This window comes from Paenibacillus etheri (assembly GCF_001012825.1).
In the GTDB taxonomy this organism is placed as follows: domain Bacteria; phylum Bacillota; class Bacilli; order Paenibacillales; family Paenibacillaceae; genus Paenibacillus_AQ; species Paenibacillus_AQ etheri.
The window spans coordinates 274,139-291,299 of record NZ_LCZJ02000033.1; the positions used below are offsets into that span (position 1 = coordinate 274,139).

9 protein-coding genes are annotated in these 17,161 nt (G+C 41.9%); 2 read left to right on the forward strand and 7 right to left on the reverse strand.

Going from position 1 to position 17,161, the window contains the following annotated elements; translation table 11 throughout:
• A partial coding sequence (locus UQ64_RS32320; protein WP_245238138.1) for a thiol-activated cytolysin family protein occupies window positions 1–324 on the reverse strand: 324 nt, incomplete at its 3' end.
• Between the two features lie 165 nt (window positions 325–489).
• On the opposite strand from UQ64_RS32320, the gene UQ64_RS31765 reads away from it, so the two are divergent.
• Entirely contained in the window at window positions 490–681 is a 192-nt protein-coding gene (locus tag UQ64_RS31765) for a hypothetical protein (RefSeq protein ID WP_209445851.1), read from the forward strand.
• A gap of 25 nt (window positions 682–706) precedes the next feature.
• Window positions 707–991, forward strand: a complete 285-nt coding sequence (locus UQ64_RS30260) for a helix-turn-helix domain-containing protein (protein ID WP_280818234.1) — start codon at window positions 707–709, stop codon at window positions 989–991.
• 154 nt (window positions 992–1,145) lie between these two features.
• On the opposite strand, the gene UQ64_RS20890 is transcribed toward UQ64_RS30260, so the two are convergent.
• From UQ64_RS20890 to UQ64_RS20915, 6 genes are all read right to left on the reverse strand, one after another.
• Window positions 1,146–5,579 carry an S-layer homology domain-containing protein gene (locus UQ64_RS20890; protein ID WP_060625393.1) on the reverse strand — a complete coding sequence of 1,478 codons (4,434 nt, stop codon included), beginning with the start codon at window positions 5,577–5,579 and terminating at the stop codon, window positions 1,146–1,148.
• A gap of 446 nt (window positions 5,580–6,025) precedes the next feature.
• A complete protein-coding gene (locus UQ64_RS20895; RefSeq protein WP_060625394.1) occupies window positions 6,026–7,240 on the reverse strand; it encodes a Gfo/Idh/MocA family protein in 1,215 nt (404 codons plus the stop codon).
• Window positions 7,241–7,344: 104 nt separating this feature from the next.
• Window positions 7,345–9,723, reverse strand: a complete 2,379-nt coding sequence (galA, locus tag UQ64_RS20900) for a beta-galactosidase GalA (RefSeq protein WP_060625395.1) — start codon at window positions 9,721–9,723, stop codon at window positions 7,345–7,347.
• A 90-nt stretch (window positions 9,724–9,813) separates the two neighbouring features.
• Window positions 9,814–15,345: an S-layer homology domain-containing protein gene (locus UQ64_RS20905; RefSeq protein ID WP_060625396.1), complete on the reverse strand. Its 5,532-nt coding sequence runs from the start codon at window positions 15,343–15,345 to the stop codon at window positions 9,814–9,816.
• A gap of 84 nt (window positions 15,346–15,429) precedes the next feature.
• Window positions 15,430–16,263, reverse strand: a complete 834-nt coding sequence (locus UQ64_RS20910; RefSeq protein WP_060625397.1) for a carbohydrate ABC transporter permease — start codon at window positions 16,261–16,263, stop codon at window positions 15,430–15,432.
• Window positions 16,263–17,153 (reverse strand): carbohydrate ABC transporter permease, encoded by an 891-nt coding sequence (locus UQ64_RS20915; protein WP_060625398.1) that lies wholly within the window; start codon window positions 17,151–17,153, stop codon window positions 16,263–16,265. The genes UQ64_RS20910 and UQ64_RS20915 overlap by 1 nt, the downstream gene beginning before the upstream one ends.
• Between the last annotated feature and the right edge of the window lie 8 nt (window positions 17,154–17,161).

Here is a 17,161-nt window from a genome sequence, read left to right on the forward strand (position 1 = left end):
AATTGCACCTGGATACGTGCGATTCGTGATCGAATCAATAATGGAAATATCTACGGGTGAGGTTGCGAGTGATTTTTTATCCCGTTCAACCACAATAAATTTACCATTGGACTGGGTACCTTCTTTGGGAACAAAACTACTAATATGATCGCCATTGACGGCCAAAACTTCATGACGATTATAATTTAGGTCTACGATCCCAGTATCAATATCATTTGGCACGTATGCTTCAGCGAATGAAATACTGGAAAAAGTAAAGACGCTTACACAAACTAATAGACTTCCTAACCATTTTACTCTTTTAAAACGTTTTTGAGTTTTCATATACATATCCCCCTCCTTTTTGTAAAGCAGTAGGACCCTACAATATATATATCGGTTTTTTTGGTAGGAAAGGTGATGTATTTGTAGCAAAAAATATCACAAGGGTTACATTACATTTCACTCAATCCTCACAATCTTTTACCAGCAACACAAAACCAGCTAATTATGTCAAGTCAAACCCAAAAAGTACAAGATGCTCTAATGCAAAAAGGTCTGCCTACAACCCAAAGCTCCGCGGATTCGAACGCAGTTTGGCTAGCGAGAGACACGATCAACGCTTATACGGATATTACGAAGTCCATGTTAAGCCAATATAACGTTCGAGAATTTATACTGGGTGTATACAGCCTGGTGTAGAATGGGTCAAGTAGAATTGTCGAATATGATAGATTATATCACTCTAGTGCAGTTGGCTACGGAAACTCGCATGAGCAGTCGGCATTTCATACGATTGTTTCGGCAACAGTCAGGAATGAATTTTCCAGAGTACTTGCAGCATAAAAGGATAGAGCTCGCCTGCCATTTGTTAATCGAAACAGACAATAAAATGGCCAGTATCTCAAAAAAAGTTGGCTACCAAGATACAGCACATTTCCGAGAGGTGTTCCGCAAACTAATTGGGATTAGCCCAAGCAAATACCGCCATATGTTTCTGATAGTTGTCTAAGAGTAACCGCAAAACCCACCTGTCATCCCTCCTTTTACAGCATGCATGATAGGTAGATCGCCTAAATGGAACATCCAGTAAATTGTCCATATGAAAGTTAAAGTTATAACAACGCACCGCCAATATATGACGGTGCGTCGTATCAAAGCGTTAGTTATTTAGTGTTTAGCATAGCTAATATCAAAGTGACTGCTTCAGCTCTGGTTGAAGAGGCATTCGGATTAAATTTGCCATTCCCATTCCCCTTAATCAATCCTGCTTCAGCTGCTGTTGCTACATAAGGTTTTGCCCATGCTGGAATTTGATCTGCATCATCAAACGCTAGTGTTGCATTTGGATTCACTTCAAGACCAAGTACACGAACAATAAGAACAACTAATTCGCTTCTAGTTATTTCATTATTTGCACGGAAAGTACCATCTTTATATCCAGAAATGAAACCTGCTTTTGAAAGTGCTTGAATGAATGACTGAGCCCATACTGGTGTTTTGCCTTGATCCGAAAAACTAAACTCAGAATCAACAGCATCCAACTTCAGCGCTCTAGCTAACATGGTTGCAAATTCACCACGTGTTACAGTACCATTCGGTCTGAAAGTTCCATTTTCGTAACCACTTACAAAACCAAGTTCAACTGCTTTTGCAATAGAAGCCTTAGCCCAGTGATCTGAAATATCAGACAGATCTACTTTTGGAGTCTCTGGCTCAGTTGGTTTTACTGGATCTGTTGGCTTAGTTGGCTTTTTATCATCTTCTGGTTTTGGCGTAGGCTTAGGATCTAGTGTTGCTGTTGGACCTGGTGTTGGTGTTGGTGTTGGTGTTGGTGTTGGTGTTGGTGTTGCTGTTGGACCTGGTGTTGGTGTTGGTGTTGATGTTGGTTCCGGCGTTGGTGTCGTTCCTGCTTTTACAATTACACCGATTTTAGTCGTCAAGTCTACGTTGTCTGAATTTACCACACCAATAGGCAACGTTACTATTCCATCTACAGTGAAGGTCTGTGCTGCCCTTTTCGCTGGATCATAGCTTGAAGCAGCTACATCCCAGGTCACACTAGCAATTACTCTGCCCGTATCGGTGACTAGTTCTACTGTCGCAGGCAATCCAAGGGCTTCTGCTGTCTTGGCTGTTCCGTTGGCTACTCCAGTTATCGCTTCTGGTGCTGTTATGCTCACTAGAGTCTTGTCCTGTTCTGAATCTGACTCTGCATTTACAGTAACACTAATGCTTGTTGTTAGTTCAACGGTACCTGGATTTACCACACCTTCTGGCAATTCGACTGTTCCATCTACATCGAATTTCTGCTCTGTTTTTACATCTGGATCGTAACTTGAATTCTCTACATCCCATGTTACGTTAGCCGGCACATCTCCAAAGTCTGTTACCAATGTTACGGTTTCAGGCAAACCAAGGGCTTCTGCCGTCTTGTCTGTTCCGTAGACTACTCCAGTAATTGGCTCTGGTGTTTTTATGCTCACAAGTGTCTTATCCTGAGGCTCTGTTTCTGAATCACTATAAATATTGATTTCTGCTGCTGTTGCCCATCCATTATATGCCTCTATTGCTTCAAGCTGAATATACTGTGCTTTGATTGGATCAAACGTCACTTGCTTCAGTCTAGTATCAAATGGCCAAGTTCCACTTGTCACTTTGGTAAAGTTAGCTCCGTCCATACTGACATAAACGTTATACTTAGTTATAATGCCGCTTGTTCCTCCTGTGCTTCTTGGGAGATAGGAAAGTCTATTAACCTTGTAAACATCCCCCAAATTCAAAGTAATAGATTGAGGCAGAACATCAGACTTATCCCACTTGGTATGCCACATGGTTAGCGGATCTCCATCAATCGCAAAACGCGCTTCATCCTTTCCTGTCTCTTCACTTGTTGCCGTTGCTGTCATGCTGGACTGTGGGATTTTATTTACAATTACATTTATAGATGTTTGCAAGGATACATTGTTGGGATTGTCTACTACTTCAGGAAGAGTCACTGTACCAGGTACCGAGAATGTCTGTCCTTCTTTCATTGTAGGATCATAGCTTATGTTACTAATGTCCCATGTTACTTCAGCCTTCATATTATTTGTACTTGTCTCTAACTTTACAGATTCCGGCAATTGGGGAATCAAATCTGTCTTTAAAATTCCAATTTCAAAATCAGTTACTGCTTCAGGGGTTATAATGTTTACAAGTGTGGGATTTTGCACACCACCCTGCGGCTTCAGCTCATAGGATGCATTAGCCTTCGTAGCAAACTTATAAGTATCCCCTAATATATTCGTGCCCTTAACAGTCTCAATTAGATTTCCGTCCTCATAAACCTCCAATTCTTGACCTTTCCATGGATTTAGAACAGTGCAATCTTTACCTTTTTCACTGAATATATTTACATAAGTCGTTATTCCATTCTCATTCTGTTTTGCATCCACCAAGAATGCACCTTTCGCTCTCAACCGTGTAAACTCCGCTGGCTGATCTTTATGCCAGTTCGCAAATACATTTATGAAGTCTTGATTGCTCTGCATCAGAGAATGCGTAATTGTATTATAGATCAGAGAAGCCTGAACGGATGCTCCCACTGTATGATTATTTCGTATTCCAACCCATTCACCGGCGGGGCGATCAAGAAGTCCTTTAGACAAAAAGTCAGTAATCTTGTCAATGTCATAACCAACATTAGTTGCAATCATTGTTGTGCGATCTTCTTTGTCATGGCCTTCATACCATGGTGCAATATATTTAAGATAATTCCGAGTATACTCGAGCAATTCAGAATCAGTTGCCATGCCTACTAGATCAGTAAGGTAAGTCGTATGAATGATTGGAGCGTTTCTTGGAACAGCAGGTACTCCCTCTGCTTCCGTGAATACCGTTAGCCCTCCGCCAGGTTGGCCCTCTGGAATAACATACGTTGGCAATGGCGATAAATTGTTACGAAACTCTTGCCACTTCACTCGCTTATCAGCGTCTATACCTAGTTCCTTGCTCGCCTTAATCGCTTTATCAAATACAAAGTAAGTACCAGCTAGATCCTGAAACGCATTCTTATGCAGAGTTCCGCTTTCAATAGTAGATCCTCCTATAACGTATTTCCCTGTTACCTCATCTACAATGGCAAAGTCTTCAAAGAACTCAGTTAAATCGACCAACTTGTCGTATAAGAATTGTTCTAAATATTCATCGTCGCACGTATATTCCCAGTATTTAACCATTGGAACTAATGCCATGGCCGCATGGATTGGAGCACTATCATAAGCAGGGGCAGATGCATATCCCCATGGCGGCATAAATGTTGGGAACAAGACGCCTCTTATTCCTTCAGTAAATTTGGGATACCAATTCGAATTACCAATAACCCTATTCAATTCTTTAGGATCGGATGCCATATTCCGCCCCGTTTCCCAGTAATCATCAATTAATCTGGTATAAGATGCAATTTGATTCACCCTATTCGCTACAATGGCTGCATTTGGTGCCCGTTGAACATCTATATTCATAAAGAATCCACCGCTCCACGCTGTGTTAGTACTACCTGTCCAAGGAAATAAATTGCCACCAAATACTTCTGCAGGATTATCACTTTGAGCTTCCAAAGCTGCCCCTGTAGCATAGAGTTGACCGTAATAGATTCTCTCCATTAAAGAGGATTCATTAGCCAGCTTAATGTACGACTTTAACCAGTATTCTTTCCACCAATCCAGATGCTTCTGCTTCACCGTATACAGCGCAGCTTCTGAATCAATGCCTAAAACATGTGCCTTAGCGTCCTCCAACGATGTCGTGGAGCTCTTACCGCCTTCTGTTGCTGCGATAACAGTTACAGTTTCGCCTGCAGCTAGTTCAAATTTTGCCATACAGGTTTTGTCATCAACCTGACTAAATACAAGATCTTTATCCATAACTTTCAATACGGTAGAAAGTTCTACAGCATAATCGAACCCTTCTTCGGTACGTAAATGCTTGCTAAAGGAGATCAGCTTGTTAACTGGATCAATTGATGTAGTATGGGAGCTTACAGTCCCAGATTTATGGGTAGGAACAACCGTACTTACACCAATTTCCATATTTGCATCTGTTGTATTGGTAATTTCAGTTACAATCAAATTTTCTGTAGCTGATAGCCAGGTGCTGGTTTCAAAGCCTTTCTCTGAAACCGCCTTAACAATTCCATCTTTCATACTTTGATCGTATCTAAATGGCTTATTACCCGTACCTTCATCCAGTCTCTCATACGTAATTTTCCCATGGGTCGTAGTAGAAAAGGCACTAAGACTATAGCTCTTTTCCCAAGAATCTGCATGCGAGATATAAATTTGTTGCTTGTTCTTATCTCCTCCCATGAAAGCATTAACGGTCCCATTTCCCATTAGAGGTCCATCTGGAGATACAGTTGTTTCATTGCTAATTGTTGGCAATTGAGTGTAAATGATAGGATACTTATCTATTATGGAACTTACTTCCGCCCACTCTGCCTCGGCTTTTGCTTGTTCATCTATCTGAGGAGCAGCATGTATATCTTTTGGAAACGCAAAGCTAGTGGCTATCAAACAAAACACAAGCAAGCTAGAAGCAGCTTTTCTAACTTTATTCATATTGTTTTCCCCCTTCATGTTGTCATCATTCAAAGCGACTAACTGAACTAAAGGCATGTTTCATAGATTCATAATAATGAACTGCAAATTAAAAACGTCTCCTAACTGTTTTTTAGCAATCACATATACACCACCTCCTCTCATCGTTTAAATCAGTTACCGGATCCCTTCCTTTTCTTTTGGAACCGCTTTCATTTTATTGCAAAAAAATTCATACTTCTGTTTATATTTAATTAATTCATTCTTTAAATAGTATCCGAATTGTTTATTCGCTAGAATAGAGAAAAGAAACTTACTTGGTGGACTTTTTGAACCAAAAGGCTAGAAGAAATCGTCCAGTTGTATCGGCCGATTAAGTTAGATTAGTTCGTTAATAAAGGCAGATAAGGTATATTCCTTATCTGCCTTGTGCATTAGGATTACGATTTGACTTCGACTTCTACCAATTAAAACGTAACGGAATAAAATTGATCGCTTTCGGAAAACGCCTTGGCTTGCAGACATACAAGGGCGCTGCGAATCCCGTCCTTTAGTGGGGCGATCGATTCGGTGGTTCTGCCCTGCATCAGGTGTACAAAATTCCGCATGAGTACAATATCACCGCCGCCATGACGCGAGCCTTGGTCATCAAGCCGCACGGTGGTTACTTTATCACTCATGTGGTCAAATACTTTGATTTCATTGGTGGCGAAATCGAATTCCACGGTGCCCTTATAGCCATATAACCTTGCCCCTCGGCGCGCAGCCCCTTTGCGGGCAAAGAAGTTCTGCGAATACATGACGTGCATGCCGCTTTCGTATTTCACAATCATACTGCCGGAGTCTTCGTTACCGGTGTCTACCGCAAAGCTGCAATAGTCGTTACGCGGAGTGTCATTCCGCACATAAGTGATATTATAAGTGCTGTCCATACAGGTTTCCCATTTGTCGCATTCGCTGCAACGAAGGCCGGCAGGCATGTCGCCTTTATAAATTTGTTTGGATTTCATGGCACAAACGTTCACGGGTTCTTCACCGAGCAGATAGTTGATGACGTCGATATCATGCGTCGCCTTTTGCAGGAAAAGCCCCTTAGAAGCGGATTCATCTCGATACCAGTCGTGGAAATAAACAAATCCATAGGGAACATCGTTGAAGGCCTGTACATGCTCCACCTTACCAATCGTGCCGGCATCCAGAATACGCTTGACCTCCTGCACCAGCGGTGTAACGCGTAACGGGAAGGAAACAACTGTGGGAGCCGTTGCGTTCGCTTCGCATTCGGCTAACGTTCTCAGATCCTCCATCGTAGTCGCAACCGGTTTTTCCAAAAACAACGGCAGATTGCTATCCAGCACCTTTTTGGCGAAATAAGTATGCAAGTTGCAGTTCGTACCTACGATCACGCCGTCCAGTTTTTCGTTTTCCAGCATTTCGTCCGCATCCGTATAAAAGGTAATGGTATCCGGATTCATCTCGCAGCTGCGCAAAAGTCCGTCGATTTTATCGATTCCCATTTGGTGCATCGATTCTTTGGAGCCGTCTTTCTTCATTAAAGCCCGCACGCGTTCATGGTCGGGATCGGCTACTGCCTTGATACAGACTTCATAAGGCAGCGCGAACAAATCATCCATCAGCATGTCGATCCGAACACCATATCCAATAATACCAATATTCAACATATGTAAGCCTCCTGTTGTTTGTTTGTTCGATTGATACACGCTCTATCTCTAATCGTATCGTGACTCCCTGGCACTAAGTGCCAGGGACAAATCAGATATCAATTTTATTCCACTCGTATTACTGCCACGGCAGCTTGAAGAGAAACCGAAGTTGCTCTTATCACAATATCTCCCGGTTCCTTGTTAGCCTGAACTATCACTAAACAATGTCCGTTGAATGCTCGTCTACGATTTTCTTTATCAGGTTCGTGACTGCTTGGATCACCATTTCCAACACCGAGAATTTTGCCGGGACCCTCGATTGTAAACATAATCTCGTTATCTGCCGTAGGAACAACTTTACCTAAATAATCCAATAGGGATACTTTAATCATTGCAATATCCGTGCCATTTGCTTTCACTTCGTTTTTATCCAGCTCCAAACGAATACGATCAGGAGTTCCTGTTGTAGTCACACCTTTTCTCGTGATTTCCTTTCCGGCTATTTTTCCTATCGCTGTCAATTCACCGGGAGCGTAGCAGACCTTCCACTCCATTCGTGAATTTCGATCCACGCTCTTTTCACCCAGACTATGACCGTTAACAAACAACTCTACAGTCTCGCAATTGCTATACGCCCACACATCAATCTCTTGCCCAATTTTGTCCGGCCAGTTCCAGTGAGGCAGAATGTGTACCACCGGCTCTTCCGTCCAGGCGGCTTTATAGAAATAATAAGCATCCTTTGGGAATCCGCAGTAATCCATGATCCCGAAGTGAGACCCGATGCACGGCCATTCATAAGGTGTTGGTTCTCCTCTGTAATCGAATCCAGTCCAAACGAATATGCCCGTCAAATGAGGGTGATTCACCACATCCTGCCATGATTTCTCATGCGAACATGACCACTCCGGTATCTGATCTCCATAGGAAGAACAGTATCCTTTAACATCATCATTCTCATAGATTCCACGTGTCGTCGTACAGCTCGTACTCTCGCTCCCGATCATGATCCGATCTGGAAATTGTTCATGATCGATAAGATATTGATCTTCTCTTTGGCCATAGTTATATCCGGTTATATCTACAGAATTACTGTATCCTCCATCATTCCACCCGTGATTCATACATGCAATAGTAAGGCGAGTAGGATCAATGGCACGTGTAATTCGTGACATCGTTTCAAGCATTCTCGCTCCCAAAATCGTGCCTTCTAATATTTCCTCGTTCTCCATGCTCCACAAAATGATGGAAGGGTGGTTTCGATCTCGATAGAGGATCTCTTTCAGATCTGCGATCCCGTCCGGAGATATATCCAGTTTCCTGTTCTCATCCATCACGAGCATACCCATTCTGTCGCATAGATCCAGGAGCTCAGGCGAAGGAGCGTGGTGAGCGCATCTGTATGCATTGCACCCCATACTTTTGAGAAGTTTGATTTTATATTCGGTTACTTGGTCAGGCAGAGCAACTCCTACGCCAGCGAAATCCTGATGGTTGCAAGTTCCTTTGATCAAATACTGTTCACCATTTAAGTAAAATCCCCTATCCGCGGTAAACTCTATCGTTCGCACGCCGAGTGGAGTCCTATAAACATCCATTACTTCTTTCTCATTAGCGTCATAAACTTCCGTAATCACTTCGTAAAGGTACGGCTTCTCGGGCGACCAGAGCATGGGCTCCATCAATGTCATTACAGTTTCAACATCTGTTTGACTGTCTCTTTGAATGGTTATGTTCTCTGAGCTGGAAGCGACTATTTGACCTGTTCCGTCCTCGATTAAAGTCTTGATTATACAATTCACGTCATGAGGATGTTCGTTATGTACGTTTGTTGATACGTTAACCGTGGCCTCATCTTTGCCTACTACTGGCGTGGTCACATAAGTTCCATGTCTTCCTACGTGAAGTCTGTCCGTCTTATCTAGCCATACATGGCGGTAAATCCCACATCCTTCATACCACCAGCCCTCATAATCACGAGCATCAACTTTTACGAAAATGACATTCTTCCCTTCATCGCCGTAACGTGCAATATCCGTAATGTCATAACAGAAGCCTGTATACCCACTTTGATGAGTTCCCATTAAATGCCCGTTAACCCATACGGTACAGTTTCGCATAACCCCATCAAACTCAATCGATAGTTTCTTCCCCAAATCTTCCATAGGAATCTCGAAAACTTTACGATAACATCCAATTCCAACAGGGAGATAACCGTGGCTCTTATGATGTTTGACTTTCCCCCCGTCATTTACGTAATTCCCTTCCACGCACCAGTCATGTGGAAGATCGATACTCTTCCACTCCCGATCGTTCATGACAGACGGTTCTCTTTCATCAAAATAAGCGATCTTCAGCCATTCCCCTTCAGCAATCTGCTCGCAGTCAGTTAACCCACCTGTCATCCCTCCTTTTACAGCATGCATGATAGGTAGATCGCCTAAATGGAACATCCAGTTCTGGTCAAAACTTTCTCGCGTTCGTTTATTTCCCAATATCATTATCTTTTCCTCCTTAAATTTTCCATATGAAAGCTAAAGTTATAACAACGCACCACCAGTATAGGACGGTGCGTCGTATCAAAGCGTTAGTTATTTAGTATTTAGCATAGCTAATATTAAAGTGACTGCTTCAGCTCTGGTTGAAGAAGCATTCGGATTAAATTTGCCATCCCCATTCCCCTTAATCAAACCTGCTTTAGCTGCTGTTGCTACATAAGGTTTTGCCCATGCTGGAGTTTGATCTGCATCAACAAACGCAAGTGTTGCATTTGGATTCACTTCAAGACCAAGTACACGAACAATAAGAACAACTAATTCGCTTCTAGTTATTTCATTATTTGCACGGAAAGTACCATCTTTATATCCAGAAATGAAACCTGCTTTTGAAAGTGCTTGAATGAATGACTGAGCCCATACTGGTGTTTTGCCTTGATCCGAAAAACTAAACTCAGAATCAACAGCATCCAATTTCAGCGCTCTAGCTAACATCGTTGAAAACTCACCACGAGTTAAGGTACCATTCGGTCTGAAGGTTCCATCCTCATAGCCACTGACAAAACCTAGTTCAACTGCTTTTGCAATAGAAGCCTTAGCCCAGTGATCTGAAATATCAGACAGATCTACTTTTGGAGTCTCTGGCTCAGTTGGTTTTACTGGATCTGTTGGCTTAGTTGGCTTTTTATTATCTTCTGTTTTTGGCGTAGGCTTAGGATCTGGTGTTGCTGTTGGACCTGGTATTGGTGTTGGTGTTGCTGTTGGTGTTGCTGTTGGTGTTGGTGTTGGTGTTGGTGTTGGTGTTGGTTTCGGCGTTGGCGTCGTTCCTGCTTTTACAGTTACACCGATTTTAGTCGTCAAGTCTACGTTGTCTGAATTCACCACACCAACAGGCAACGTTACTATTCCATCTACAGTGAAGGTCTGTGCTGCCCTTTTCGCTGGATCATAGCTTGAAGCACCTACATCCCAGGTCGCACTAGCAATCACTCTGCCCGCATCGGTAACCAGTTCTACTGAAGCAGGCAATCCAAGGGCTTCTGCCGTCTTGGCTGTTCCGCTCTCTACTCCTGTAATTGGTGCGGGTGTTGTTATGCTCATAAGCGTCTTGTCCTGAGCCGCCGTTTCTGAGACAACAACATGTTGTAATATAGTAGCACTACGTCCATCCACATAGGCAACAGCAATAATTGTTGCTGCTTTTGAATATAAAGAAGGATCAAGATCAACAAAAGTAATCGGTAATGTCGTTCTTCCGGGCTGACCATTCTCTATCGTTTGCGCAGAAATTGATGTAGGTAATACAGGTGCTTCCTCAATCCCTGTTGATATAGGCGATAATGAGTCAATTGACGTTATGCCGTTAATATAGACAGTGATGCTCACTTTCTCGTACATTCCCTCCAATGAGCCAGTAACCGTGTATGTTCCCGGAGTATTAAGAACATGATTGTTCAGCATATCCCACTTAACCGGAATTTGTTGGGGATCTCCTCCATCAAATGCTACAGCAACCGTTGTTGGAAGTGTTAGCGGTGTCCCGACCAGTGCTGATACCGATGAAACTGTTTCTATTGTTGCAGTTGTATAGGGCTTGTAAATACCAACGGTATAATTAGTCGTTGCCCCTACACTTGATGTCTGAACGATAGTGAGCGTGTTCGGACCGAATACTAAGGGCAGTGTTTGCGCCGTTTCCGTATCATCGAAATCGCTCGTCATATCTGTGCCATTCAGTAAAATGGAGAATGTTGCGCCATTATCTGAAGATGGCTTAATCAGTGTAACCGCATTATCTTTTTTATCTATTGACGCCTGATAGGATGTATAACCAGGGTTGAACTTTCCGTTAAGTGTTGCGTTACCAAGTTTGAGATTCGCATCGTACACCATGTTCGGCGTGTTTGTCTTTATACTAATATCGTCTAAGCACACGTTAAACTTTCCGAAGTTACCATCCCAAGGAATAATACCAAAAAAGCCGCTTGTATAGGTTGAGTCCTGCCCTGTAATCGTGGTAGTTCCGTCAAGTGTTGCGGTTATGGTACCTTCACTCGCAGTGATGGACAAGGTATGCCAACTACCCGTACCCGTGACAGCACTGAATAAGTCAGCAGGCAAATTAGCGCTAGTCGATCCAGAAATTAGGTTGTTGATGTTGGTACCATCAGAATTTTGGTCTGCACGGTATAATTCCATTTTATTGCTTTTTTTATCAAACGAAACATTGTATCCGGCCGGTTGGTAAGTCATTTTAGTCGCGTGAATACCGGATTGGAGGATCGGCTGCGTATTAATAAAGAAACGTAATGGTTTTTCAGTGCTTGTATAATCGCTTGCCAGCGCAAATTTAAGCGTAAGAGTGTAATTGCTCCAACCATTCGGAGTCGCAGCATCATAATACTGCGCAGACTGATTATTTACGATCATACTATAATCGCTATTGTTCTCTATCATCGAATTATTGTTATCATCTTCTATAATAGTATTTTCACTATCGTCTTCTATCATAATATTGTCGTTATCGTTTGACAGAACTTTCTTCGGGTTCTCTACAACTTTCAAATTCGGATTAGATCCCCAAAAAGTTGTAAAACCATAAGTATTATATGTTACAGTCTGTCCGGTACCCGTACTGGCAATCTCAGTTACCGGCATACTACCGTTTTCAAAATCCCAGTCGATTACCGAAACAGGTGGTCCCGGTGGCGTATAGGGTGGTATTGAATCCGGCTTCGATTGAGTAGGCTGCACTGGCGGAGCGTCTACACCACCATAAACATCGATATCATCGAAATAGGACATACCTGTGTTCTTGCCAGGAGCGCCATTGCCGTCATAATTTCCCATACCAATATAATTAAATGATTCTCTATCAAGGGTTGTTACAGGCTTGTCATTAATAGAAAGTTCAACAACGCCAGGAGTCGAGTAGTCAAACTTAAACTGATGCCAACCAAAACTACGTGGAATGGTCGTTACCTTTTCTCCAGTACCATCAAGATAAGTGAAATAGTTCTTGCTTAGATGACCGTTAATTCCTAACCCGACATGGTCGGCAGAAGTACTGTCATCAACCCTCATGTAGGATTGACCCATTACATCCGAATCATTTAAGCCTTCGTTGTAGTCATTACCAGCATAATCGCGGCGTTTATCGAAGAACCAACCGGATACGGTTTTGTTTAAGTTGTTGCTGAATGTTCTGCTTAATGCAACGCCGCTTGAATTTCCCTTAGCGCCACCATTGATGAAAAGAGAGTAGTGACCATTAAACGGACCTTCTGCTGTATAAGCGGTGGAAATAACGGGATTTCCTTTCTCTACAGACCATTTGGTTGTATCAATCTTTCCGCTCTCAAAGTTATCCGAAAAATAGCTATTCAATTGCATTTCCGGATGGTTCGAATTATATATTTCGGAAGTAAATGGGAATTCTTGACGGTTGATGCCGATACGGTCATATTCCATCTTTGAATTGTCAAACGAATAATAGAGACGCGGATTATACGCTGACGTTGGATAATCGCTGTTTAAGTTATCGACATAAAATACATCACCATTTTGAGTCGGTTCAATACGTAAATTAGCACTTTGATTGTTAATACCTTCAATATTAGAAAGATAAGTACCTGTAGCGCCCATAGCCAAGTCCATACCATGAACCGTATTAGGATCTCGAACGTCAGGCGCACTACCAATCTCCGAAGTTACAATTTGATTAAAGATATTGCCCGCCTTTGAATCACCATATGGCTGTTGTGTATCTGGATTAATAGCCTTTGACGGGTCCTTTGTGCCGTATTTTCTCTGTACATCATTGCCTTTAAATAGAGCTCCAATGAATATAGCACTATCCTCAGCGGTATCTTGTTCAGCATCATGCACATAAATATATTCAAAACGGTTGCCGTAGTTATACACATCTCTCACCGGGTCAAAGTTTGGACTAACGTTAGGCATAGTCTGTGCCTGACCAACAAACGATATTGCACGCCTAGGAGCATAGTAAATTTCGAGGTTCTTAAAATTGCTAAAGCCTGTATTCATAACTTGCAATCCAGCACCAAAAGCATCGACTTGTCCAACATGGTGAATGGACAGATTGTAGAAGGTATGGTTGTTGTTGTATTTACCAACACCTGGATAACCGCCATCCGTGTTAATGCCGCCCATGCCGGTGTTGTCTATAGCAAGTTTTTGGAACGTATTGAATGTATTGTCACGCCAAACAATAATTCCAAACAACCCCATATTGGTAATACGGCTGTTTTGAATCGTGATATGGTTGGTGTTGATCAATGTAAACCCGCCATACATATATGCGGGACGAACAGCATAATCACTATAATAGGGCTGTGTGCTCCCCAATGCCTCTGGTGGTGGATATGGAATTGCCGTACCACCATCGTACCAGGTTTCACCGTAGCTCCAACCATCTACGATATAATTATCTGATTCTGTACATTCAAGAGTAAATCCATCAAACGTAATGTTGCTGACTTGTTTTGCAGGATTCGGTGTTTGACCCCATTCCGCAATCGTGGGTTTATCCGTTCCCTCTAAACGAATAATTTCTTTCGTCGTCGGAACGACAATATTCAAGTTGTTCATATCCGCGACGTTTGCAATATTGTCAGCGTCTGTCGGATAGTAGTAAAGCCAACCTGTCTGTTTATCATAGTAATACTCGCCTGGTGAATCCAAGAAGGAAATGTTGCCTTGCAAGAAATAGCGGGCATTAGCATTAATGTTGTATTTAGTAATATACATTTCAGGATGCTTAGAATCGTACGGTGAATACAATTTACTATTCGTTGTGTCGATCCGGTTAATAGGAAGAGTGTTAGACTCAAAAGCATATCCTCCGCAGTCAAAAACAAAAAGTTGAGCAATTTCTGACCGGCCGCTTGCCTGAGCATCTTGCAGAGCCTTTTTATGCTCCGGAGTCAGGTCGCTCGCTTTGTATCCCATATCTTTGTTTGAACCGTTGGTCGATAAGAGATATTCGCCATTCCACGCTTGGAACCTAGGATCATTCACCTTGTTGGGAAAACGAGCCATGGTGGCTTTATCGAAGCCAACATCTCCTAGGGAGCCAATATAAAGTTGGTTAAAGTTGTATTTTGAGGGATCAAGCTGAACTTTATACACTTTGCCCTCCGCAGAAGATGGCAACTCACTTAAATAACCCGTACCACCCACATCGGAAGCAGTCGTCTGCACCCAACCGCCTGCAACAGGGTCTCCACCAATTAAATGCACGCTTCCAGGAGCTCCGAGGCTTCTATAAAAAACCTGATGTCCATTAAAACCTGAATCCCGTTCGTCGAATTTCAACGAGTCATGGATGTAATAATTGCCCGGCGCAATAAAAACATAAACGTCGCCAGTCATAGCTGTATTGATTCCACGAACAGCTTGTTGGGCTCTTGCAATGGTCAGATACGGGTGTTCATAAGACCCATCATTATTGTCGTTGCCTGTTGTAGATACAAAAAACTCTTTGTAAATATTCCCCTCCAAGCCGTTCGCGCTTACATTTTGAATAGCGCCAACGAAGGAGCCTATAATCAATGAAAAACACAGAATCAAGTGTAATATTTTCCCAGGGACAAACTTACTCATTCCAACATCCCTCACATTCATAAGTATTTTTCGAAAATCGCAGGCCTTTGCTAGAACGCTATAACTAACTTAACTTACAGTGCACTAACCTTTCACGGCTCCAGCAGTCATACCTTCAATAATATATTTCTGCCCAATTAAATAAACGATCAGGACAGGGATAATGGTTAAGACAATATACGCAGATATAAGACCCCAATCTTTAGACCAAGGTGACGAGAATTCACCATATACGCCATACATGGATAGAATAGCTCCCCATTTCTTACTATCCGTTAATATATATAACTGAGTTTCGAAGCCATTCCACGCACCCAAGAAGTTCAGCATGATACCTGTAACTGTAACCGGCTTTAACAGTGGAAAAATGATTCTAAAAAATAGAGTTTCTGCCTTTGCTCCATCCATAACAGCAGCCTCATCTAATTCCCTAGGTATACCCTTAATAAATCCAGTAAATAGCAGCATTGCAAAGGATATCCCTTGCGTAGCAAGAAGCAATATCGCACCTGTTATACTATTCATTAAATGCAGCTTACTCATGATCATCGTCGTCGTTACCATATTTCCAGTTGCAACCACTCCGAAGAAGAAATATCCATATAATACCTTATTCGTGAAATTTGTCGATCTTACTATGATAAAAGAAGCAAGAGCAGCAAAGACAACACCTATTATCGCTGATGCAGAAGACATAACCAAACTGTTATAATATCCTCTTAATACATGTCCTTTTACAAACGCATTAACATAATTATCCCACTTGAATTCTGAAGGAAGCGACATGGAGAAAAAGGCAGCTTCTGCAGAAGGTTTAAGTGAATTCAATAAGATGAGAACAAAAGGTACCAATACAATGAGAGAAAAGGCCCAACATACGATTTGCAATAGGATTGAAAATCCTTTTTTTCTCCTCATTACAGGGTCACCTCTCTCTTACTGGTAGCTCTATTAACTAACACAGAAATAACAGTGGTCATAATAAGTAGAATTAAATTCATCGCATTAGATAAACCATAGTTTCCTGCAGAGTATTCGCGGTACACCATAGTAGCAATAACCTCTGTCGCGTTGCCTGGTCCTCCGTTGGTTAGAGCATATACAATATCAAAAGCTCTAAATCCATGTACGATGTTTAGAACAGTATTGATCGTAACTGCCGGCATAATAAATGGAATGGTTATCTTTACAAATAGATTCCAGCTATTCGCTCCGTCAATTCGAGCAGCCTCATAATAGCTCTGATCGATGCCTTGTAATCCTGCTAAGAAGATAACCATATTAAGTCCAAAATATCGCCAGACCTCTACGGCTATAACAGAAGGCATTGCGGTTGCTGTATTCGTCAACCAATTTTGCTGCAAGAAGTCTAGTCCGATTAAATCAAGAAAATTATTCAAAAGACCAGTTGGATGCAAGATCGTCGTAAAAATGATACCGATTACAATTGTCGATATAGCTTGTGGCATAAAGAAAACAGAACGCAATGTATTTCGCGAAAATATTTTTCTATTAAGCATAATAGCTAATGATAAACCGATGACTGCTTCCAACACAGATGTAAAGAAAGCAAATACAACCGTATTTGTAATGGGTCTCACGTACTTGAACGACTGATCTATGAAGAGAACTTTAAAGTTATCCAGTCCATTAAAATGAATAGCATCACTATATATATTCCAATTTGTAAAGGCATAATATATTCCCATTACAGTAGGAATCATAAAGAGAATTGTATATAGGATGAATGCTGGAAACACCATTCGTCTAGGATACAAAGTCTTATGAATAAAAGTATTGGTTTTCATTCAATCCA